This window comes from Desulforhopalus glucosivorans (genome assembly GCF_054397165.1).
The window spans coordinates 2,856,838-2,879,293 of the sequence record NZ_AP044854.1 but is presented as its reverse complement, the minus strand read 5'-3'; the positions used below and the strand labels follow the sequence as shown (position 1 = coordinate 2,879,293).

Sequence of the window (22,456 nt, the reverse complement as noted above, 5' to 3'; positions counted from 1 at the left end):
TTTTGAATAGATCAATTTGTTGAGAGTAGTATTAATCTATAATATCCATTAACGGAGATTGCAACAAGTCCTACTATGTGCCGGGGTGAGATGTCTTAATTCTAATAATATCGATATTTTAGTAAGATGAGAGGTCGCTATGGTATTTACTGCGAAAAGAAAAATGCCACAGGCAGGAAAGCGCTGCGGCATGAAAGCTGGGGAGAAGTTACTGCTATCATCCAAAACGACCGGTAATATAGTCTTCGGTCAGTTGATGGAGTGGATTGGTAAATACGTTTGCAGTGGTACCTACTTCTATCAAATCACCGAGGTGAAAGTAGGCTGTTCGTTGAGACACCCGGGCGGCTTGCTGCATGGCGTGGGTAACAATAACAATTGAAAACTGGGTGCTGAGCTCAGCGATGAGTTCTTCAACCTTGGCCGTTGCGATAGGGTCAAGGGCAGAACATGGTTCATCCATCAGGATAACTTCAGGACTTACTGCAATTGCTCTTGCGATACAGAGTCGTTGTTGCTGCCCCCCGGATAGACCTGTACCTGGCTCCATGAGTCTGTCTTTAACCTCATTCCAAAGGCCTGCTTTCATAAGCGAGGTCTCTATGATTTCGTCCATCTCTGCTTTATTGCTCGTCAAACCATGGATCTTTGGACCGTAGGCAATGTTATCGTAGATCGATTTTGGAAATGGATTGGGCTTTTGAAACACCATTCCAACCTTAGCCCGCAGGGGAACTACATCCACAGAAGGATCATAAATATCTGTTGTATCCAGTTTGATATCTCCAGTTACTCTACAGGATGCAACTGTATCATTCATTCTGTTGAGGCACCTCAGAAAGGTGGACTTGCCGCAGCCGGAAGGACCAATCATGGCTAAAACTTCATTACTGGCTACATCAATGTTGAGCTTATTTATAGCCTGTTTAGCACCGTAGAATACCTCAACATCTCTGCAGGTCATTCGTGGATTTTCAACAAACGGAGCACCAACAGTTTTACGATCTGTTGCAAGGGCTCTACTCTCCATTTTTTCCTCTGCCATGTCTCCACTAAGGAGGGTTGGAAAGTCACTATTAATATTATTGGCGGCAAGTTCCATAGATACGTCTCTTTTAAAATGTACTGAATAATTAACAAATGGGCGCTTGGGCTCCATAGCCTAAGCGCCCTCTGTACTGTTACTGTAAATGTACGATTACAGAGTTTGAAGAGCTGAAACAGAGTCGTGATACTGCTTTCTTTCTTCTGTTGGCATTGGGATCATACCTTTATCTGCAAGATATCCTTCCTCACCCCATGCTTTTTCGCTGGTAAACTCTTCGAGGTATCCTTTCATGCCAGGGATAACATCTACGTGAGCTTTTTTAACGTAGAAGTAGAGTGGACGGGAGACAGGGTATGCACCTTCAGCAATTGCTTCAAATGTAGGAGCTTTATCTTCGATAACAGAACCCTGGATTACGTCACTGTTCTGGTCAAGGAAGGAGAATCCGAAGATTCCAACAGCCGCTGGATTCGCCTGAAGTTTTTGTACGATGAGGTTGTCGTTCTCACCTGCTTCAACATAGGCACCATCTTCACGGACGGTGTGGCAAAGAGCCTTGTAGGCTTTTTTATCACTCTTTTTCATCGCCTTGATGAAATCAAATTTTTTAGCACCACCTTCCATTGCAAGTTCAACAAATGCATCGCGGGTTCCTGAAGTTGGAGGAGGGCCGAGAACCTCTATTTTGGTCGCCGGAAGAGAAGCGTTAACGTCTTTCCATGTCTTGTATGGGTTGGTAATTAATTTCCCAGGATTCTTCGGGTCGGGTACATCTTTAGCAAGAGCGAGGAAGATGTCTTTACGGGTAAGCTTGAGGGGAGCAACGGTCTTGGAATTAGCGAGAACGATTCCATCATAGCCGATTTTAACTTCAACGATATCTTTTACGCCGTTAGCAGCGCACTTTTCAATTTCAGAGCTCTTGATAGCACGGGAAGCGTTGGTGATATCGGGGTGGTTGACACCAACACCACCGCAAAACAGTTTGAAACCACCGCCCGATCCGGTTGACTCGATCTTAGGGGTTTTAGAACCCGAAGTCTTTCCGAACTGCTCAGCTACTACTGTAGCAAAAGGGTATACGGTGGATGATCCTACAATAGAAATGTAGTCACGTGCAGCAAGTGCTGGACCACAAAGTAAAAGTGAAAGAGCACCAGCAGTTGTAATGGTCTTAAGTTTCATTGTACATGTTCTCCATGGAGTTTTTATAAGTGTTACTTTGGTTTGTTAATATGTGGCTTTTTTGCCAAGTTGTGAGCTATTAGAACAGATCCATATTAGGGTTGTGTTACCATTTAATTTCAAATCTCTTACGGAGGAAAACAGCGCAGCTGTTCATGGCCACAAGAAATGCCAGAAGTATCATGATTGCAGCAGATGTCTTCTCGGTAAAGGCTCGTTCCGGGCTATCGGCCCAGAGATAAATTTGTACAGGAAGGACAGCTGATGGGTCTGTGAAGGTCCCGGGAACATCAACTATAAAGGCAACCATACCTATCATAAGAAGTGGAGCCGTCTCCCCAAGGGCCTGTGCCATGCCGATGATTGTACCTGTAAGCATTCCTGGCAGGGCAAGGGGCAGGACATGGTGGGTGACGGTCTGTAGTTTTGAGGCTCCGATTCCAAGAGCTGCCTCTCTAATTGAAGGCGGAACGGATTTGAGAGAGGCTCTGCCTGCTATGATAATTGTAGGCAGGGTCATGAGGGTGAGCACCAGACCGCCGACCACTGGAGTTGATCTTGGAAGCCCCCAGAAATTGATAAAAATTGCAAGGCCGAGTAAACCAAAGATGATGGATGGGACGGCTGCAAGATTATTAATGTTCACTTCAATTATATCTGTCCAGCGGTTTGCCGGTGCAAATTCTTCCAAGTATACTGCCGCAGCAACTCCGATTGGAAATGATAGTGACAGGGTTATAACGAGGGTGAGCAGTGAGCCTTTGGCTGCACCAAGTATTCCTGCAAGTTCCGGCTCCCGTGAATCTCCAGAGGTGAAAAAGGTTGTGTTAAATTTTTTCTTTAATTTGTCATCCCTCACAAGGGCGTCGATCCAGGAGAGTTGCTTATCGTTGAGTCTTCTGTTTGTCTCCGGCAGGTCCCGTTTAGTTTTACCTTTAACGAGCATATCAACATCATCATCTGCCAGAACCCAGATGCTTTGAGTTGTCCCGATAAGCCTCGGGTTATCTACAACTACATCCTTTAAGGTAAAGGCTGCAGAAGAGCTTATGAGACTGTAGAGAAGTTTTTTGTCTTTTCGAGTTGAGACATCTGGAAACATCTCTCTCAGAGATCTTTTGACAATACCTGGGAAATTGGCATGAGCTATATTGGCTCCGGTAAAATCTTTTTCCACAAAAGAGACCTCTATTTCAACGTATGTTTGTTGAAAAGCGGAATATCCATCAGAAATTATCGAGAAAAAGAGGAAACCCACAAAACAGAGCGATAGTACAATTGCAGATAAACCAAGTCGTTTAAAGCTTTTTTCTGCCCTGTATCGCTTACGTAAGTTCGGTGTTGGTGTTAAGAGATTTGTCATTATCCTGTGGTTCTATCGTTGTATTTTTCTTATAACATGGCCAAACCAGAGGGTTGGACACAAAAACTACTGAACATGGCTCATTGGTTTCACTTTTACTCATATTGTTCTCGGTATTTTCGGACGACACGAAGAGCAATGACGTTGAGTATAAGGGTGAAGACAAAGAGCAGGAGGCCCAGGGCGAATGCAGCCAGAGTTTTGGGGCTGTCAAATTCCTGATCACCCACGAGTAAGGTTACAATCTGCACAGTTACCGTGGTGACAGCAGTCAGCGGATTAAAGGAGAGGTTTGCAGAAAGACCCGCTGCCATCACAACAATCATGGTCTCACCAATGGCACGGGAAACAGCCAGGAGTATCGATCCTACAATTCCTGGAAGTGCGGCAGGAATAACAACATAGCGAATGGTCTCAAACCGGGTCGCTCCAAGACCGTATGACCCGTCTCTCATTGCCTGGGGAACTGCGTGAATTACGTCATCTGAAAGAGATGAGACGAAGGGGATGATCATAATCCCCATCACAAGGCCTGCTGCAAGGGCACTTTCAGAAGAGACTGTAAGGCCTGCCGCTGTCCCAAGATCTCGAATACAGGGTGCCACTGTTAATGCTGCAAAAAAACCGTAAACAACGGTGGGGATACCCGCTAAAATTTCCAACATCGGCTTTGCCCAGGTGCGCATGGTCTTACTTGCATATTCTGAGAGGTAAATTGCAGAAAGAAGACCTATGGGAATAGCCACCATCATGGCAATGGAGGCGATGAGAATTGTACCCGCAAAAACAGGTACTGTGCCAAAAGCCCCGGATGACCCCGCCTGGTCTGCACGCATCGCTGTTTGGGGGCTCCAGTCAAGACCAAAAAGAAAATCTGTAAAAGGAACAGCCTGGAAAAATCGTATGGCTTCAAAGAGGACTGAGAGTACAATTCCAAGGGTGGTTAGAATGGCAACGCCGGAACAGCCAATAAGAAATACCATGGCAGCCATCTCAACAATATTTCTAGCCCTGAGTTCTTTTTGTATGCGTGTATAGGCTATGGCTCCAGGGGTAAACATTGCCAGGATTACAAGGCCTGCCACTATATTTCTACCACTGGCCAAAAGAGCACTATAGTGTTCAGCTGCAACCTGTATGGCAACATCAGAGCTCCCGGCAGCAAAACCTCCTATGGCGATATTTTTAATCTCGTTGAGGACAAGGGTCAGCTCGTTTTGCGAGCGGGTTAACAGGTCTTTGGGGAGCGCACTGGTAACAAAGCTGCTGATCACCTGATCTTCAAAAAAACTCCAGGCCGCAAAAACAATAAGGGCTGGTATTGCACAGGATATTGCCGTTAAAACTCCATAATGAGCAGGAAGCGAGTGGAGTTGTTTAACTCCTCCGAGATCCCTTGCAAGTGCATTTGCCCTTCTTGTTCCTATGAAATAGGCGGTAATCGCACAAGCTAGAATGCAGGGTAGTAGATAGGGGTACATAGTGTTATTCACCTGGGATCGATCACTAATGAGCGAGAATTAATTAAAACGGGTTATTGTCCCTTCTACGAGATAGACAACTTCTTCCGCAATGTTGACAGCTCTATCGCCAATACGCTCGAGATGACGTGCCAGTAGATAAGTGTTGATGTGGTAACCCGGATGGTTTGGGTCTTCTTTGATTCTGATTTTGATGTCTTCATAGCACTGGTTTCTGAAGGCATCGACGTAGTCGTCATCAAGGAATATCGTTCTTGCAAGGGATGCATCTCTGTTGACAAGGGTATCAATTGATTTGGTCAGCATTGAGATAACTTTCTCAGACATGGGAGAGAAATTGTATGATGGGGCGGAAACCTTGTCGAATTTTGAGATATTGTCTACACGCATGGCGATGTTGACGGCCATATCAGCGATGCGCTCCATCTCATTATTAATTTTGATAACTGCAATGATAAACCTGAGGTCACTTGCAACCGGTTGGTGCAGGGCGAGGATCTTTAAACAATCTTCTTCAATTTCAACTTCAAGTTCATCCACCTCGTAATCGGAGGTGATGATTCGCGAGGCCTCATCGCTATCAAACTGTTCTATAAGCCTCGCTACCGTACGAATTTTCTCTTCCACTATGGTGCTGAGGTGGAGCAGTTTTTTGTTTAAATTTGAAAGTTCGTGGGGGAAGGTAAAGTGATGATCCATATATTTTGCACCCAGATTCATGTTCAGTGAAAGTTACAGGTAAAACAAGCCGTGGTATTGAATGATCGATATAGTAGAGGCCTTATGTTTTTCTCTGATTAGATAAATATTAGGATATCGTTAGAACTGCTGTATGGGGGTTGCGATGGATGAAAAAATGATACAGGATAGGGCAAGTCAAGATGAAAGATCCCTGTAAATCAACAGTAGAGGGTGCCGTGAAATGAGAAGTAGTTACATTAAATAACTGTAAGACGATTAGAGACTGCGATGTGTTGGCAGGTACCCATACGACAAATCATAACCAATAGAGAATAATGGCTAAAATTAACGTTCTGGTAGTTGAAGACGAGGCGGATATTCAACAACTTGTGAGCTATAACCTTATTCGTGCAGGCTTCCATGTTACATGTGCCGATAGTGGAGAGGAGGCTATGGAACGCCTTCGTGCTGAAGAAATTGATTGTGTTCTTTTAGATCTCATGCTTCCGGGGATGAGTGGTATTGATGTCTGTGCCGCAATAAGAAAGGCTGAGTCCGCAAGTGATACATCTTTGCCGATCATTATGCTAACAGCAAAGGGTGAAGAAGAAGATGTTGTGGCGGGGCTTGAGTGCGGTGCCGATGACTATATTACCAAGCCTTTCAGTCCTAAGGTGCTTATCGCGCGCATAAAAGCGGTTGTTAAACGTGCGGTTTCTAACAGCATTGAATCAAGCGATGCACGATCTGGCGTCGTTTCAGTTGACGGTCTTGAAATAGATAAGAGACGGCATGAGGTGAAACTTGATGGCTCTGAAGTGCTTCTTACCATAACCGAATTTAGCATTTTGTCTCTTCTTGCTGATAAACCGGGCTGGGTGTTTACCCGTCAACAGATTATCGATTCTGTTCGGGGCTACGATTTTCTCATTACTCCCCGGGCCATTGATGTGCAGATCTTTGGTCTCAGGAAAAAGATGGGTAAGTGCGGCAAAAATATTGAGACGGTTCGGGGCATAGGTTACCGCTATAAATCAACAACAGAAAGTACTGAAAAATCATGTTAAAGCCAAAGAAATTAATCTGGCAGATATTTCCAGCCAATGCGATAACCCTGGTTGTGGCAATTATACTTGTCAGTTGGTCCGGCGCTACAATCCTTCAGGACTTTTATCTCCAGGATACCGAAAATGATTTGGAGTCCAGGGCAGTTCTTCTCAGCTCCAAAATTATTGATTATATAGAGGTTGATAATATTCTAGAGTTACGGGAATATTGCGTTGTTGCCGGGCGTGAATCAGGGACGCGTATCACCGTTGTTAATGCTGATGGCACTGTACTGGCTGATTCCAATGAAGATCCTGAGGTGATGGATAATCACCGAAGTCGTGAGGAGATCGATACTGCTTTTACTGGTGTTGTCGGGAGTTCCAGGCGATTTAGTAAAACGTTAGATGAAAGTCGTCTTTATGTGGCGGTTCCGCTTACAATCAAACATACGTTGCAATCAGAAGAGCGTTTTGTCCTGAGAACCTCTGTTTCGATTTCCTCCCTTGAGAAGACCCTTGATCGCATAAAGGGTAGAATTATTTTTGGCTCCTTTGCTGTGCTGTTATTAGCAGGTCTTGTCACCCTTATAATTTCTCGAAATGTGAGTCGCCCCTTAGAGCAGATGAGGCGCAGTGCCCAGCAGTTTGCCCGTGGAGATTTTAGTGAAAGGATGCTTCCTGTTGCAAAAAAGTCAGCATCCCTTGAGATTGTTACTCTGGCATCGGCAATGGACCGCATGGCAGCACTGCTTGATGAAAAAATCCAGGCAATTGTTACCCATCGTAATCAGCTCGAAACTGTATTTTCAAGCATGGTTGAGGCGGTTGTCGCCATTGATCTTGAAGAACGTGTCATAAGTCTAAATGATGCGGCAGCACAGCTTTTTGATGTGGACAGGAGTTCGGCTACAGGAAAGATAGTTCAGCAGATTGTGCGTAATGCGAAACTGCAGCAGGAAATAAGCAGGACGCTTCTCACAAAGGAGCCGGTTGAGGAAGAAATAATCCTCCAGGAAAACGGTGGAGAACGTTTTCTTCAGACCCATGTTGTGATGCTTAGTAATGGTCTTGGGGAGTATGTTGGTGTGCTTGTGGTGATGAACGATGTGACTCGCCTGAGACGATTGGAGAATATAAGACGGGATTTCGTGGCAAATGTTTCCCATGAATTGCGTACACCTATCACATCAATTCAAGGGTATGTGGAGACCCTTTTAGATGGCGCACTTGATAGCAGGGAAGACTCAGAAAAATTTCTTGCCGTTGTCCTGAAACAATCCCATCGATTAAATTCGATCATTGATGATCTTCTCTGTTTATCCCGGATTGAAGAGGAGGCACGGCAGGGCGAAATTCAGCGGGAAAGAAGTCATCTGTTACCGGTGATTGAATCAGCCATGCAGTTTTGTGAGATGAAGGCAGAAAAAGCAGGTGTTAAGCTTACACTGACCTGTGATGAAGAACTCGTCTCCAATGTAAATGGATCACTCATTGAGCAGGCTCTTATCAATCTTATCGCAAACGCCATCACCTACAGTAAGGACGGTGATGTGGTCTCAGTTGTGTGCGAACTACAGGAGTTGGAAGAAAAAAGTCGCGTCAGGATGAGTGTTTCAGATACTGGTTGCGGGATTAGTAAAGAACATCTGCCACGACTGTTTGAACGTTTTTACCGCAGCGATAAGGCCAGAAGCCGTTCGGTTGGTGGAACAGGATTAGGCCTTGCCATTGTTAAGCACATTGCCCAGTCCCATGGTGGTACAGTTGAGGTTGAAAGTGTTGAAGGTGAAGGTTCAACCTTTATCTTAAGTCTTGATGCCGTGTAGTCCATTGACCGCACAAGGTTCTATCGTACAGACAGGTATCCCCTTGGATACCTGTCTCACTTTTCTAAAGAGTTCCCCTCAACATATCGTGCGATGATGTTCCTGTCATCTCCTGTGTAGATGAATTTTTCGAGACGATCTGTGATGGAATATTGCTCTGCAATCAGCGGTGCGTCTTCTATGACGAGCGCGTCAAAGAGAAAATCTTTTTCAAAGCTTCCGGTGTTGCCAAAAAAACTCCCGCCTCCCTTTGTTCCCATATAAAATACCTCGGACATAGAAAGAGGAGGACATTTTTCATTTTGCAGATTGATAAGTTTTGATAGCTGCACGGCTCGAACCATCGCCTCATTAAGGCCTATTTTATGGCCTCCGGCTATATCGCTGCCAAGACCTATTTGTATTCCCATGTTCAGATATTCTCGAACGGGCATTATACCACTTCGCACATTAAGGTTAGAGTCGGGACAATGCACAAGAAAAGGACTCATTTCCAGGATCAGCTGTTTCTCCTTGTCACTTAAGTAGATAGCATGGGCCATAAGGGTTTTTGTCTGTCCAAATAAATTATATTTTTGATAGACATCCGAATAGCTTTTCTCTCCAGGAAACAGGCGTTTCACCCATTGTATTTCCTCTTTATTTTCAGAAAGATGGGATTGAACAGGGAGGCTATGTTGCAGGGCTAGATCACCTAAGGCTTGCAGCAGTGATTCTGAACAGGTGGGTGCAAATCGTGGTGTGATGATAGGTTTGATGAGGGGCTCATCTGCATACTTTTCAATGAGGTATTTGGTGCCGGCAAGAGAATCAACTGTGGTTTCAGCAATGCCGTTTGGACAATTTCGATCCATGTTGACCTTGCCAACATAGGCTCCGATGCCCTTCTTTTTTAACACCTCAAAGAGTATCTCTGTTCCAGATGTGGATGAGGATGCAAAGATAGAGGCTCTGAGGGTGCCGGAAGCGACGAGTTTATCCGCAAATAATTCATAAGCTTTCCAGGCAAAATCAGGGTTGTTAAACTCGTTTTCAAGTTCAAAGGTATAGTCTTCCAGCCAATCAAGGAGTTGTTTTGTCATGCCGACCCCGCATTGCAGAAATTGAGCTGCATGGAGGTGGAGGTCCACAAAGCCTGGGATGATAATTCTATCCCCATAATCCTGGACGGGCAGATCTTTAAACTGATCTGGTATTGTTGGGTAAATTCCTTCAATTTTCCCGTCAATTGCAACAAGAAAACTGTCTTTGTATACCTCCATTTTTTCAGCCACCTTGGTGAAAACAAAGTGTCCTCTCACTATCAATATGCTAGACATTTCTACCCTTTCAAAACAGTTAAATACAATCTATATACTTAAAATATTGGAATGATTTTGTAATTGTAAGTCAATATGGCTCGTTTGTGCTGAATTCAAATGATTATAAACCCCAATATGATCTGTACCAATGGTTTTTGTATCTTGTTCCCTTTTCGCCTCCGTGGAACCTATACTTTCCTTTTCCTTCAAGCTTAAAGGTAACCTTGACATTAGGGTTGTTTAATTTACCTAATTCCAGAGTTGGATCTCCCTGGTAACAGACGTACCCGCTTTTAGTCCCGCTAACCTGGATATAATTTTTCCCCTGTATCGATGTGATCCGCGCAGACCCCTTACCGCCTTGAGCTGAAAGTGTGTAGCGGCGGCAGTTCGGTGCGTGTTTGGCTATCTTGGGAGCAACATCCCAGCCGGATTGTACGCGCTTCTTCTTAGAATAACGCTTGCTCTTGTTATTCTTGTGTTGTTCGGATCCACGTCTTTTGGAATCTCTCTCATATCCATAGGAGTAATTGTCGGAGTAATTGTCGGAGTCATCATAGTAGTATTGAGAACTATGATAGTTTTCCTGCCATCCCCATGGACGTGATTGCTTGTTATTATGATTGTCGTGGCAAAAGCCAACTGCAGGTATCAGTAGTAGGCAAAGACATACAATAGTTTTGATCATGTTCATAGCTTGTCTCCTTTTTTTAATGTCCCTTATCTACGGGTTGTGTCTCCTGTATGCTTGAATAGTACGGTGGATAGTGGTTGATGGAAACCGGATATCTGGTGATATAGGGGGGACGAAACCCTGCAATATTGCCCCATGTCGGGTCCATGTAGGATTGTTAGTATGGGGTTTATCTTATTGGATTAATTGGTTTTATAGGATGAGAGAGGTGTGTGGAGTATGGACAGGTGGGGATGGCGTTATTGGTAATGGGCGTGATTGATTCTCCGGTATGTTGGTGTAGCAATGAATTATTTTGTCGGGTTGTCGCCCATTGAAGATAAGACGAGTAAGACAGGAAAAGGCAGAGCCAATTACTGGCTCTGCCTTTTATAATACAGAGGATCTACCCGCTAAGTTTGATTCGATGAAACTATAGTTTTGCTGCACACTCCACACAGAAGGGATTGGCAGGGTCAATCTCTAGTCGTTTTCTGTTGATGTCTTCTTCACAGGAGGCACAATACCCATATTCCTCTTCGGCAATACGCTCAAGTGCGGCTTCGATTCTTGTGAGTTCTATCTTCCTGCGCCGTTTTGTCTCAAGGGCCATGGCCTGGGATTGCATGGCGTCCATTCGTGATAACCGCCCCACACTGGTTTGATCTAAATGTACAGCCTTTGTAGAATCACTGCTGGTTGTGTCTGTTGCGGTGAGTGCGCGCTGTTTTTCAAGAAGTAATGTCTCGAAATAGTGAAGGTCATGTTGATTCATATCGAATTGTACAATGGTGAAAAGTAAGGAGGAAAAGAGGGATAACTTCTGTACCTGGAAATATGTTTAGCAATCATGGATGTACATTATGCAGAGTCGTATTCCGGTTCTGTCTCACTGGCAGGGAGATAAAGGGTAACGGTTGTACCAATCCCTTTTTCTGACTCGATTTGAACGATACCACTATGTTGAGTGATGATCGCGTAAGATATTGTAAGTCCCAGACCAAGACCCTTATTGGCATCCCTCATCTTAGTTGAGAAGTAGGGTTCAAAGACCTTGTTGAGGTCGCTGGAATCAATACCCTGTCCATTGTCAGTAATCTTAATTCTGACATAATTACCATCTTTTAGACCGTCAGTTTGCCGTATTGTACCAAACCTGCTCAGTTCGGATGTTGTTTGCTGAGTGAAGTTGTCTGCATTGATTGTAATTTTACCCTTGCCTGTAATGTTGTCACAGGCATTTTGAATGATATTTTTTAAGGCAGTGATGATTTGGCTGTAATCAATGAGAACATTCTTGAGATCTGCTTGAATGATACACTCTCTTTCAATGGGGAGCCTCTCAGTGCATTCGATTAATACCTGCTCTAAAAATGGAACAATGGGCATGGGTAGACAATATTTGGGTTGTGCCGATGATATGGTGAGCATTCTTGTGATAAGCTCTGTGGCTCTTCGAGCAGCCTCTTTGAGTTCAGCTAAAGATGATTGTTTGAGATCGTTGTCGCTCCCTGAGTCTTCAACGATGGCAATATTCCCAAGTATAGTCTGGAGCAAGTTGTTAAAGTCGTGAGAAATTCCGCTGATCAGTGTTGAAATGGTCTCTAGCTGTTTGGCACGGCTGACAATCTCTTCGTTATGTTTTCTTTCTTCTTCAAGGTATTTTTGCCGTGTAATGTCTTCTGCAATTTGAATTCTTACCCACCTGCCATCCACCCATTGGATTGCCCGGTCATGGTTTAAATACCATCTGTTTGTAATGGTGTTGTAGCCCTCCCAATCATGTACTCCGGTACTGTTATTGTTCTGATCAAGTAGCATATAGTTCGAGCAGTCCTCACAGGGTTCCTCTCGGTTTCGAAACTCCTTAAAACAGATTTTCCCAGTGAGGTCGGCTCCAAAGTCCTCTTGCATTTGCTTGTTAATAAAGAGGATTTCATGGGTTTTCATGTCGGAGACATAGATATGTCCACCAAAAGCGTCCAGAATGGTAAGGAGTTGTTGTTTAGCCTCGCGCAATGCCTCTTCCACAAGGCGTAACTCTGTTACCTCTCTGTTGGAACCTATAATTGTTTCAGGTTCATCGTTTTCATTGTAAAGAAAGGCAATCTGGTCCCTGAACCAGAGATATTCTCCGTTTCGGTGCCGCATACGAAATTCTAAGGATTTCTGAGCTGTGCGTTCACTTTTTGTGTCTGCTATTGTTTGTATTTGTTGCAGGTAGTCTTCTTTGTCATCAGGGTGGATGAGGTTCTCAAAATCGGTGGAAGTGTAATTTTTATATTCTTCGACAGGATAATCGAGGTGATTGCCTAAGGCGTCGGAAATATAGTCGTATCTGTTAGAGGTGAGGTCTCTTCTGTAGAGGATGTCTTTTGAATAGGTTAAAATTTCTTGGAAGCGTTTGTGTTCCAGTTGGAGGTCATCGCGATAATGGGAGCGAAAGTGTTCAAACCAATAGGTAATAGCAGTGAGCATTGCATATACAAGCAGGTATCTGAGAAGATACTCGGGATTGTGGTGATGGCTTTCCACAAATGAAAATGGAGAGAAGTGTAGCGCAATAGAGATAATTGGGACAACTATAACCCAAATGAGTCCTTCGGCGGTACCCAGTAGGAAAAAGACAATGAGCGGGAAGGTATAGAGCCATAAGGACCGACCATCCAACATACCTCCATGGGTGAAATTATAACAGAGGAGGATGGCATAGGTACAGATAGTCAGCCGATATATACGCCTGGGAAAGGGGGAGGAGAAGAGCCGGAACCAGGCAAAGAGAAATATACACAGGGTTGCAAATAAAAGAGCGTATAAGATCAGATTACCTTTGATGAAACTGTACATGCCAAAGGCAAGAATAAGCGCTATTCCACATAGAAGAAAAATAAGATAGTGCTTCATACGAAGTTTTTCTTCGTGGTTTGCGCGGTTATTATCCACAGCCATGTTGAGTATGGCTCTTGTTTCTTTGAGAAGTTGAGAGATAGATACCATGGGATAAGTCTATCACGTTGGATTGATAAAATTAAAGAAATATCTGAAGATTGAGGTTATAAAAAGATTGTAAGTCTACTCTTTTTGATGGCTAGATTTAGCCTGCATTGCACCTCTTATTGCCTCAAGACTGAACTGGCCTCCTGATGTCTTAGGGGCGTCGTTGCCAAAGATTGTGGCTACGATATCAGATCTATTATACTGGTGCTCAGAAAAGAGGGGAAGGTAGTAATTTTTACTCCCTGCCACGGTTAAGAATCCGCCGCCAACAAGATCTATTAGAACTGATTCTATAATTTGAGGAGGGTAGGTGGGTAGAGCCGATGTGAGTTGTTCTATGGCGAGTTGTTCCCCATTGTTAAACGCCCGGTAAATCCTATCCATTATATCAAAAGCTGCACTCAATCTAAACGTAGGTTTGCTTTGGATTTTAACGAGGCTGAATCCTTTTTCATTCTGGATGGCAAAGGCAATTTGGGCCCCTGCAAGAATAAAAATCCAGGAAAGATATATCCAGACAAGAAATAAAGGTACAGTGGCAAAAGAGCCATATATTGCGTTGTACTTAGCAACTCCCACTTGCATTGATATGTATACATTCTGGATGAAGATCCAACAATAGGCGGCAATGGCTGCCCCAATAAGCGCCGGTAGAGTTTTGACCTTGGTATTGGGGAAAAAGATGTACAGGACATAAAACGACAGCGTGATAAAAAAGACAGGCAGAGCATTAAGCAGCAATGCCTGGAGCCACTCAAGAGGTATGTAACTGTCTATCGCCAGAGATAACTTGGGATTATTTATAAATGCACTTGCTGCAAAGGCTAGATTAATGGAAAGTGGCAGGAGAATGAGAAGTGTAAGGTAGTCTGCAATCTTTCTTAGAAGAGGTCTGCCTTCGGATACTTTCCAGATACTGTTCATTGCTGTTTCAATGTTTCCAAGTACCATAATGACACTGAGCAGGATACCAATGACTCCAATGGTGCCAAGGGTTGCAAAATTTGTTTTGTCCACGTAGTCAAAAAGTTGAGTGACAGCGGAACGCAGGTGCCTTGTTAAACTTAGCTCCTTTGTCGCTACATCGTTTTCTGTATCCTCAACAGGCGAGACACTATGGTCACTGGTGGTTGAAACAGGAGTTGTATTTTCTTGTGTTTCCAGTGTTTCAAGGTAGCTGAAGGCAACCTCTTTGAGCTGGTCGCCGCCACCGAGGCCTTTAACTACTGCGGTACTCATGGCAAGCATGGGGACCATGGAGAGGAGAATGGCGTAGGTGAGTGCTCCCGAGCGTAGAGAAAGGTCGTTGCGTTTAAACTGCCGGATGATGATAAACACCAGACGAAGAATATAACGGATGACTGCTACTGGTTTGTTCGATGGCTCATCTTTTCGGTCAAGCCATGTTGTATAACCTTTCCACCATTGATCGCTTCGTTTCTCTATTGGTTCCATATTATATGTGCATCAGCTTCGTATGTGCAGCCATTTTTCAAGGATCTGGAAGACGATATCCCTTTTAATCGGCTTGGTTATATAATCACTCATTCCAGCTTCAAGACAGAGCTCCCTGTCTCCTTTCATGGCATTGGCGGTCATTGCGATTATGGGTATATCACTAAAGCCCTGGGCCCGAATTATTCTTGTGGCCTCATAACCATCCATTTCGGGCATTTGGATATCCATTAGAATGGTATCAAAATCATCAGGTGATTTTGTAAACAGCTCAACCGCTACCTTACCGTTAGGGGCAAGAGTTACAAGGTAACCTGCCTTTGTAAGCATCATGGTGGCCAGCTTTTGATTTACAAGGTTATCTTCGGCAAGCAGGATTTTGATGGATTGTTTGATTTCTTCACGTACAGAATACTGGGTAACAAGAGTTTTGGAACCAGACTTTGTGTTTTCTTCTTCTGCCCCAAGAATCTTAGCAATGGTTCGGAGAAAAGTTTGTCGGCGGGCAGGTTTCGCCAAAAAGGCATCAAACCCGGCGTCATTGCATCTCTGAGCAACCTTTTCAGTGGAAGATGTATATGCTAATAGAGGTATGTTGTTGAATTTCTGCTCAGCATTACGGATTCTTTTCGCCAGTTCATAACCGGATAAGTGGGGCATGACAAGATCGAGAATGGCTATGTTAAAAGGTTTTCCCGCCTCTTCTGCCTGCCGCAATGTTTCAAGAGTGGCGGTCTCATCAAGGAGGGTGACCACTTCCATCTCTATAGTTTCAAGAAGATTTTGAATTATATCGTTATTGGCCCGGTTATCATCAACCACCAGTACCTTAATGCCCTTTAAATCTTCGGAAATCGGTTTGTGTTTCTGTTTTATTGCCGATTTTTTCATTGTACAAAGAAAATGGAAGGTGCTGCCTTCTCCTGCAACAGATTCTGCCCACACACGGCCTTGCATAAGAGATGCAATTTTTCGGCAGATTGAAAGGCCAAGACCGGTTCCACCGTATTTCCTGGTGGTGGTTCCATCAGCCTGTTGAAAGGCCTCAAAAATGGATTCGAGCTTGTCTGCAGGAAGCCCAATACCTGTATCTCGAACTTTACTGAGGACAACAATTTCATCGTCAGTTTCTTTATGCACCTCAATGCTCAGTTCAAGTTCGCCCTGTTCGGTAAATTTAGCAGCATTACCTAAGAGGTTTACCAGAACCTGACGAAATTTTCCGGGATCACCTTTGAGGTTTGCCGGCAGGTCATCACCTATCCTGCAGAGAACCTCGATTGGTTTGCCGGTGACCCTTGGACGGATTAGTTCACACACATCGTGGGCTGTGATTTCAGGGTCAAAATCGATATATTCAAGGGACATTTGTCCCGCTTCAATTTTGGAAAAATCGAGTATGTCGTTAATGAGTCCTAAAAGAGCCTCACCACTTCTTTTGATAGTAAGGGCACTGTCTTGTTGTTCGTCGTCGAGATCCGTGGACAGCAGCATTTCGGTAAAACCAATTACTCCGTTCATTGGGGTGCGGATCTCGTGACTCATGGATGCAAGGAACTGGCTTTTGGCAATATTTGCAGCCTCAGCTTCAGCCTTAGACTTACGTAATTCCAGGGTCTGTTTTTCGATTTCAGTCTGCAGGGTTTTTGAGTAGTTCTCCTGATGTTCCTGAATAATACGGTATCCCCGTTGGGTCTCCTCCTGCATGTCCTGAAATTTCTGTTCAAGTACTATAAACTTACGGTTGAACTGTTTTTTTTGAATAGCGAGCGTCTTCTCATATTCTTCTGCTTTCTGTTTGTTGGTAAAGCTGTCTATGGCAAGAGAGATAAGAGTAGGAATATCTGATGCAGCAGTTTCACCTCTTTGTACAGTAAAAAGGACAACTCCTTCAAGCTCAGGCACCCGTGCAGCCCAGTGTGTCTGGTCTTTGGTGCAGACAGGAAGATCATCTTCAACTACTTCGTCAAGATGTCCAATGAGTTCATCTACTGTGTTTTCAGCAATACGGCCGGAATCAGAAGCCGGTAACACATCACCAGAGGGCAACCTAAACCATGGAGTGAGCTGGAAGAGGTGTTGCTCTAAAAACAGCAATAACTCTTCTGCTTTTTGTTTTGTGGAATCAGTTTTACCGAAAAGATCAATCATGATAGCCCTTATCCGTAGATTGCGTTCGCTTTTTCCATCTCTTCGGGCAGGTCGCTGGTCAGGACCTTGTATTCTTCAAGATTTTTTTGGAGGTGCTCAAGAAGTGGGGGGGAAATATCGACTTTGATCTCAGGAAGTGTTGTTTGCCCGAGTTGGCCTGTAATATATTCTGAAATTTGAATTATCCCGGCGAGACTGTCCGGTTTCATCTCTTCTGAGATCAGGTGGTGGTCACGGATAGCTTCCTGTATGACAACAGACATATTCCAGTTATGGGTCATAAGATAGCCCAGTTCACAGTGATTAGTTTTTAGGGCCTCGTCTTCAAAAACTGGGAGATTGGCGGTGGAGTTGCATGAAGAGCAGATTTGTTCAAAAGCCTCTGGTTCAATCTGTTCTTCAATCAATAGGCCAAAGTCGTGGAGAATACCACAGAGAAAAGCGTCGTCTCCGTTGACTCCGAAAATCCGTTCGGCAACCATTTTACTGCATATGGATACAGCCGCCGAGTGGTGCCATAACTTCTTTTTAGAAAAACCCTTTGCTTGCTGCGGTGCCACAAAAATGGTTTGCAGGGCGTCTATTACGACGAGGTTATGGAGGTTTTTCATGCCAAGAAACGCCACAGCCCGACCAATGGAGTCTACAGTTTGAGTGAGTCCGTAAAAAGGACTGTTAACAAGTTGTAACAGTCGAGCAACCATAACCGGATCCATCTTGATAACATCCTCAAAATCCTTCATTGTGGATTCGCTATCGTTGATCAGTTTATTCACTGTCACCACAACGCTTGGCAGGGGGTGGATGTCAGAGAAATTATCAAGGAACTGCTTGGCTGTAGACATGAAATGCCTCCAAAGATAGTTGAAGTTATAAAATCTCTTTCTTAGTTACAGCTTCGGCTTTAACTCTGTCGAGCAGCTCGGAGAGGACAGGTTTAATATTTTCGCGGAGATCTCCTGCTACAATTATATAGAGAAGGTCATCACCCGGTTGGAAGGTTCCTGAGTAAGCTTCGATAATTATATCAAAAATTCCTTCACTCTGTAGGTATTCTTGTCTAAGGGCTTCAATTTTCTCAAGATCTGGTGTCACTTGCAGGGCAGATACCTTGGACTTATCCTTTCGTGACCAGTTACGGACGACTCCGTTGTGGATAAGTATCATACCCACATTGTCAGTGAATTTGGGGTTTTGCTTAAGTTCTTTTATAGCTTTATTTATATCCATGGGATCCTTTCCTTGTGTTGTCTAGTATTTGTTGATGAATTAAATTTGTTGAACAATTGGAATGACGAGGGTCTGATTACGGCTCAGTTGTAATAAATCAATGGCCGAATTGTATCTTTCCAGCAGCCATAGGGGGATTTCAAACTTGTTGTAACAGAGATCCCATAGGGTATCTCCTGTGCTTACTGTATATGATTTCTGTCCCACTACACTGAATGCGGCAAAAAAATCGTCTTCTGTCTCCTGGAGAAAATCAAGTCGCTTTTCTTCAAATGAATTTGGGGTGAGTTTGTCAAATGGAACGACAACCTGTTGACCGGGAGTGACAGACGACGTTGATGTAAGATTGTTTAACTGTCGTAGACTGGTGACACTAGTCTTTAGAAGATCGGCGTAGAGCCTCAGTGACTCCTCCGGCTGCACGGTAATTTCACCATAGGGTTTTCCGTTTTTCCTATGCAGGTTGTATACATTGTAAACCGTTGGGTTTTTGGCAGGTAAGGAGGTGACTCTTTGAGTTTTGGGTCGTTGTTTCTTCTCAGCAAATAGAGTTGGTATCTTGTGCTGTTTATTACCTGGTGTTGCTGATGTGTAGTCTTTTTTTATTTTTTTGACTGTAATTGTGGGTGCAACTGGTATCCGAAGTTTTTGTTTGATAAAGATAGTTGCGTACCCATCGAGATTATTGGCCTTCATTAAACTCTTAAGGGAAACGCCGTAACGTTTTGCTATACTACCTGCAGTTTCTCCACTCTGTACGCGGTGGAACCTGGTTGCCCTTTGGTCCTTTTTAAATACAGATGATGGAAGTCGGGCCAACCGTTTGTGTATCTGGTCAGTGTTGGGCAGTCGTACCCTATATCCCTTTGGAATGCGTTTTTCTCCCTTGATAACTGGAGGGCGGATGGCAGGATTAAGACCGGTGATGGTTTGGGGCGGAATCTGCAGGTGACGGCTGAGTGTGTCGAGAGCCACATAACCTTGAAGTTTCAGATAAGAGACATTTTCTGCACGATTGATTTTGATTTTTTGTTCCAAATATTTTGCTACTTTACGGGCTGCAAGAAATTCGGAGTAAAAATTTTTGGATGCAAATTTGAAATGCCCTTTGTTGTATTTTTTAAATATTACCGGATAACTGCCAAGCTCATTTTGTGCACGAATCATCCCGGGTAAACCGTAGTTGTAGGATGTGATTGCCGAGGGCCAGTTACCGAGATGTGTATAGCTGTTTTTTAAATATTGAGCAGCTGCATGGGATGCGAGTATGGGGTCTAATCGCTCATCAATACTGTAATCAATGCCAAGATAACGCTTGCCTGTCGATCGTGTGAATTGCCAGATTCCTGCGGCACCGAATTTTGAATAGGCCTTGGTGTTAAATGATGATTCCACATGGGGCAGGTAGGCCAGATCTTCAGGTAACCCCTGAACCCGGAAAAGTCTTTTAATCTCAGTGATATATGTTCCGGAGCGAACAACTCCTTGTCTGAAACGCTCTTTCTGACCTTTTTGGCTGCGTACAGTTTCTGATGCCCTGCCCATATTTCTACTTCGATAGTTACCTGAATAAAAGGACGCAACCCGCTTTTCCTCAGGGGTAACAGGGCGCTGTTTTGAAAGTTTTTTCAGAATTTTCTGGTATTTTTGAACAGCTTTTTTCTGTGCCTTTTTGTTGAACTGGGTTGCTCCCGGCGTGGATTCATCCAGAAGCTCGATAACCTCGTAGATCTTTGATAAATCCTTTGAGTCATGTATAACTGCCTGGGTTAATGAATAGGTGGAGTAAATTTTTTCCCAGAACTGTACATTTTTTTCAATTTCCTTATATCTTGGGAATTCGTCTGCTATGGCACCATGGCAAAAAAATATTGGACTAATAGCAACTATGCAGAGCCAAAGATATGAAGTTATTCTATTTGTTCTTACACTGCACATGTTGTAAACGCTGTATTTTGTTTCAAATGTTGAAAAGAATTATATTTGAGAAGATCTGGCCCAAGTGAACGGGAAAATCGTACAGGAGACGTACTTTAACAAAAAATTTTTTCATAAAAACCACGAAATGAATTGATAAGGTACGAACTGCCATAAATTATTTATATCACAAGAAAGGTCTCAGCGGAATATGTATCTGAGAGCAATTGTAGAAAAAGGACTCTAAATATGTATACACCCATAATGGCAACACTCGGTTATATCCTTTCCCCGGATGGTAAACAGACACTTTTGGTTCATAGAAATAAAAGAAAAAGTGACCAGCATCTTGGAAAATATAATGGCCTTGGTGGTAAAATGATGCCCGGAGAAGATATTTTTGCATGTCTGACAAGAGAGATTGAAGAAGAAGCAAATATCAAATGTGTTGATGTGGCTCTACGAGGAACTATTAACTGGACTGGTTTCGGGCCAAATGGAGAAGACTGGTTCGGATTTATCTTTCTGATCAAAAGTTTTACAGGAACCGTGAACAGTTGTAATGACGAAGGCGACCTTCTTTGGATGGATACAGATAAAATTATGGATCTGCCAATGTGGGAAGGTGACCGTTTTTTTCTTCCTCTTGTTTTTGATAATGATCCCAGGGTTTTCCACGGTTATATGCCCTATAATAATGCCTCACCTGTAGATTGGAACTACTCAAGAATCTGATTGATGTTGCAGGGATGAAAACCCATGGTATATTCCCCCTAACATAATTAAAAATCCCCGGCCATTGATGTCAGTCCTTATTGTGACGGGAGTAGGCCGGATTAAGAATACTAAAGGAGCATAAAGATGGATAGAGATACAGAACTACAGCGTCTTGAACAATTTGTTGAAAAACTGTTACTGAGTTTTGCAGAACTTAAAGAAGAGAAGAAGGCGCTTTTACATAAATTAAAGCAAAAAGATACCCTGATTGCTGAGCTTGAAGGCAATATATCCTCAAAAGATAGCGAACGCAGTGAAATTAGTCTTCGTGTTGGAAAACTGGTTGAACAAATTGAAGACTGGGAACTTGGTCTTGAAGAAGGTGAAGAAGAGACTGTTGAAAATGTTGACGGTGGGGAAGTTACCACCGATGATGAAGGACGTGTACAACACAATCTTTTTTCTGTGTCTGGCGAGTAGTTTCTGAATCTCAAGTAGGTTAACGCAAGCCTTCGGTTGCCATGTCAAACAGTGAACGTCTGGTCGAATTTGAATTGTTAGGCCAAGAATATAAGTTTTATACTGGAGCTTCTGAGGAGGAGATGCAGGCTATTCTTTCACTGGTTCGTCGACTGGTTGAAACTGAACCGAAAACGACAGTTGGTACTCTGGCGTCTGGAAAGAAGGCTATACTTGCTTGTTTAAATATTGCATCACGTTACGTTAAACTACAGCAGGAGTTTACTGACTATAAAGAATCCACAGAAAAAAGAATTTCTGGCCTCAGTGATGAAATCAGGAAAGGTTTGTCTGCTGAGTAGATGTCTTCATGGTTATTTTGTTTTAGTTTAAAGTAAAGTCTGCTATAGTTTTATTAGATGATGACTACTTTGTAGCTATTGATTTAAAAGTAAAAAACAATAGCTATTTATATACAGTTTTCCCTGCACTGTTGGTGATGATCAGTGTGTGTTGAGCCAACTCTCAAAAAAAGGGTACCTCCCCTTTTTGCGTAAGGATGGTCCTTTTTGGGACGTACCTGAAGTGAATATGAGGTTGCCCACCTATTTTATAGGTTTAACTTTCCTGGTGACACGGCAGTGTGGGGATTCTCAATTTTAATGGCCCAAAAGGCATGTATTATCTTACTCTCCGGATGAACTCTCTTTAAGACAGTGACCGGTTAAACATATAATTGAAGATTGACACCAGCAATATTGGCTGATTGAATAAAATACGAATTAAGGAAAGCCGGATTTACTCTTTGAATTTTGTAACCACGAAACATGATTTTTAATTACAAGATCCTCTGTTTTTAGGGCGATTGACACACTTTCTAGCCTGGTTTTTCAGCGGTTACACTGTAAAGGAATTTTGACGTA

At 43.4% G+C, this 22,456-nt stretch carries 19 protein-coding genes and 1 other RNA gene; 6 read left to right on the top strand and 14 right to left on the bottom strand.

Annotation, left to right across the window (positions count from 1 at the left end):
• Nucleotides 1-217: 217 nt before the first annotated feature.
• The 5 genes from pstB to phoU all read right to left on the bottom strand — a co-directional run bounded on the left by pstB (nucleotide 218) and on the right by phoU (nucleotide 5,776).
• Nucleotides 218-1,045 (bottom strand): phosphate ABC transporter ATP-binding protein PstB, encoded by an 828-nt coding sequence (gene pstB / locus ACX6CI_RS12480; RefSeq protein WP_458778465.1) that lies wholly within the window; start codon nucleotides 1,043-1,045, stop codon nucleotides 218-220.
• A 153-nt stretch (nucleotides 1,046-1,198) separates the two neighbouring features.
• Nucleotides 1,199-2,233, bottom strand: a complete 1,035-nt coding sequence (locus ACX6CI_RS12475; RefSeq protein ID WP_458773979.1) for a PstS family phosphate ABC transporter substrate-binding protein — start codon at nucleotides 2,231-2,233, stop codon at nucleotides 1,199-1,201.
• Nucleotides 2,234-2,339: 106 nt separating this feature from the next.
• A complete protein-coding gene (gene pstA, locus ACX6CI_RS12470) occupies nucleotides 2,340-3,596 on the bottom strand; it encodes a phosphate ABC transporter permease PstA (protein ID WP_458773978.1) in 1,257 nt (418 codons plus the stop codon).
• Between the two features lie 95 nt (nucleotides 3,597-3,691).
• Nucleotides 3,692-5,077 carry a phosphate ABC transporter permease subunit PstC gene (gene pstC, locus ACX6CI_RS12465; RefSeq protein WP_458773977.1) on the bottom strand — a complete coding sequence of 462 codons (1,386 nt, stop codon included), beginning with the start codon at nucleotides 5,075-5,077 and terminating at the stop codon, nucleotides 3,692-3,694.
• Between the two features lie 39 nt (nucleotides 5,078-5,116).
• Nucleotides 5,117-5,776, bottom strand: a complete 660-nt coding sequence (phoU, locus tag ACX6CI_RS12460) for a phosphate signaling complex protein PhoU (protein WP_458773976.1) — start codon at nucleotides 5,774-5,776, stop codon at nucleotides 5,117-5,119.
• A 317-nt stretch (nucleotides 5,777-6,093) separates the two neighbouring features.
• On the opposite strand from phoU, the gene ACX6CI_RS12455 reads away from it, so the two are divergent.
• Both ACX6CI_RS12455 and ACX6CI_RS12450 read left to right on the top strand, forming a co-directional pair.
• On the top strand, nucleotides 6,094-6,825 hold the full coding sequence (locus ACX6CI_RS12455; RefSeq protein WP_458773975.1) for a response regulator transcription factor: 732 nt from the start codon (nucleotides 6,094-6,096) through the stop codon (nucleotides 6,823-6,825).
• Nucleotides 6,819-8,633 carry an ATP-binding protein gene (locus ACX6CI_RS12450; protein ID WP_458773974.1) on the top strand — a complete coding sequence of 605 codons (1,815 nt, stop codon included), beginning with the start codon at nucleotides 6,819-6,821 and terminating at the stop codon, nucleotides 8,631-8,633. Before ACX6CI_RS12455 ends, ACX6CI_RS12450 begins: the two co-directional genes overlap by 7 nt.
• A 56-nt stretch (nucleotides 8,634-8,689) precedes the next feature.
• On the opposite strand, the gene ACX6CI_RS12445 is transcribed toward ACX6CI_RS12450, so the two are convergent.
• The 9 genes from ACX6CI_RS12445 to ACX6CI_RS12405 form a co-directional block, all read right to left on the bottom strand.
• Entirely contained in the window at nucleotides 8,690-9,952 is a 1,263-nt protein-coding gene (locus ACX6CI_RS12445; RefSeq protein ID WP_458773973.1) for an amidohydrolase family protein, read from the bottom strand.
• Nucleotides 9,953-10,055: 103 nt separating this feature from the next.
• The gene (locus tag ACX6CI_RS12440) at nucleotides 10,056-10,628 is read right to left on the bottom strand and encodes a hypothetical protein (protein WP_458773972.1); all 573 of its coding nucleotides are present in this window, start codon (nucleotides 10,626-10,628) and stop codon (nucleotides 10,056-10,058) included.
• 412 nt (nucleotides 10,629-11,040) lie between these two features.
• Nucleotides 11,041-11,382, bottom strand: coding sequence for a TraR/DksA family transcriptional regulator (locus ACX6CI_RS12435; RefSeq protein WP_458773971.1), 342 nt, complete (start codon nucleotides 11,380-11,382; stop codon nucleotides 11,041-11,043).
• 86 nt (nucleotides 11,383-11,468) lie between these two features.
• A complete protein-coding gene (locus ACX6CI_RS12430) occupies nucleotides 11,469-13,604 on the bottom strand; it encodes an ATP-binding protein (RefSeq protein WP_458773970.1) in 2,136 nt (711 codons plus the stop codon).
• Between the two features lie 75 nt (nucleotides 13,605-13,679).
• Nucleotides 13,680-15,059: a YihY/virulence factor BrkB family protein gene (locus ACX6CI_RS12425; RefSeq protein WP_458773969.1), complete on the bottom strand. Its 1,380-nt coding sequence runs from the start codon at nucleotides 15,057-15,059 to the stop codon at nucleotides 13,680-13,682.
• A 12-nt stretch (nucleotides 15,060-15,071) separates the two neighbouring features.
• Complete coding sequence (locus ACX6CI_RS12420; protein WP_458773968.1) at nucleotides 15,072-17,210, bottom strand: response regulator; 2,139 nt, start codon at nucleotides 17,208-17,210, stop codon at nucleotides 15,072-15,074.
• Nucleotides 17,211-17,218: 8 nt separating this feature from the next.
• On the bottom strand, nucleotides 17,219-18,055 hold the full coding sequence (locus ACX6CI_RS12415) for an HDOD domain-containing protein (protein ID WP_458773967.1): 837 nt from the start codon (nucleotides 18,053-18,055) through the stop codon (nucleotides 17,219-17,221).
• Nucleotides 18,056-18,080: 25 nt separating this feature from the next.
• Nucleotides 18,081-18,440: a molybdenum cofactor biosynthesis protein MoaE gene (locus ACX6CI_RS12410; protein WP_458773966.1), complete on the bottom strand. Its 360-nt coding sequence runs from the start codon at nucleotides 18,438-18,440 to the stop codon at nucleotides 18,081-18,083.
• Nucleotides 18,441-18,479: 39 nt separating this feature from the next.
• Entirely contained in the window at nucleotides 18,480-20,378 is a 1,899-nt protein-coding gene (locus ACX6CI_RS12405; RefSeq protein WP_458773965.1) for a LysM peptidoglycan-binding domain-containing protein, read from the bottom strand.
• Nucleotides 20,379-20,606: 228 nt separating this feature from the next.
• Here ACX6CI_RS12405 and ACX6CI_RS12400 point away from each other — a divergent pair, with 228 nt between their 5' ends.
• From ACX6CI_RS12400 to ssrS, 4 genes are all read left to right on the top strand, one after another.
• Complete coding sequence (locus ACX6CI_RS12400) at nucleotides 20,607-21,092, top strand: NUDIX hydrolase (RefSeq protein ID WP_458773964.1); 486 nt, start codon at nucleotides 20,607-20,609, stop codon at nucleotides 21,090-21,092.
• A 126-nt stretch (nucleotides 21,093-21,218) separates the two neighbouring features.
• Nucleotides 21,219-21,554: a hypothetical protein gene (locus tag ACX6CI_RS12395; protein WP_458773963.1), complete on the top strand. Its 336-nt coding sequence runs from the start codon at nucleotides 21,219-21,221 to the stop codon at nucleotides 21,552-21,554.
• A gap of 41 nt (nucleotides 21,555-21,595) precedes the next feature.
• Nucleotides 21,596-21,895: a cell division protein ZapA gene (locus tag ACX6CI_RS12390; RefSeq protein WP_458773962.1), complete on the top strand. Its 300-nt coding sequence runs from the start codon at nucleotides 21,596-21,598 to the stop codon at nucleotides 21,893-21,895.
• 117 nt (nucleotides 21,896-22,012) lie between these two features.
• Nucleotides 22,013-22,187: non-coding RNA, 6S RNA (gene ssrS / locus ACX6CI_RS12385), on the top strand.
• Nucleotides 22,188-22,456 lie beyond the last annotated feature (269 nt).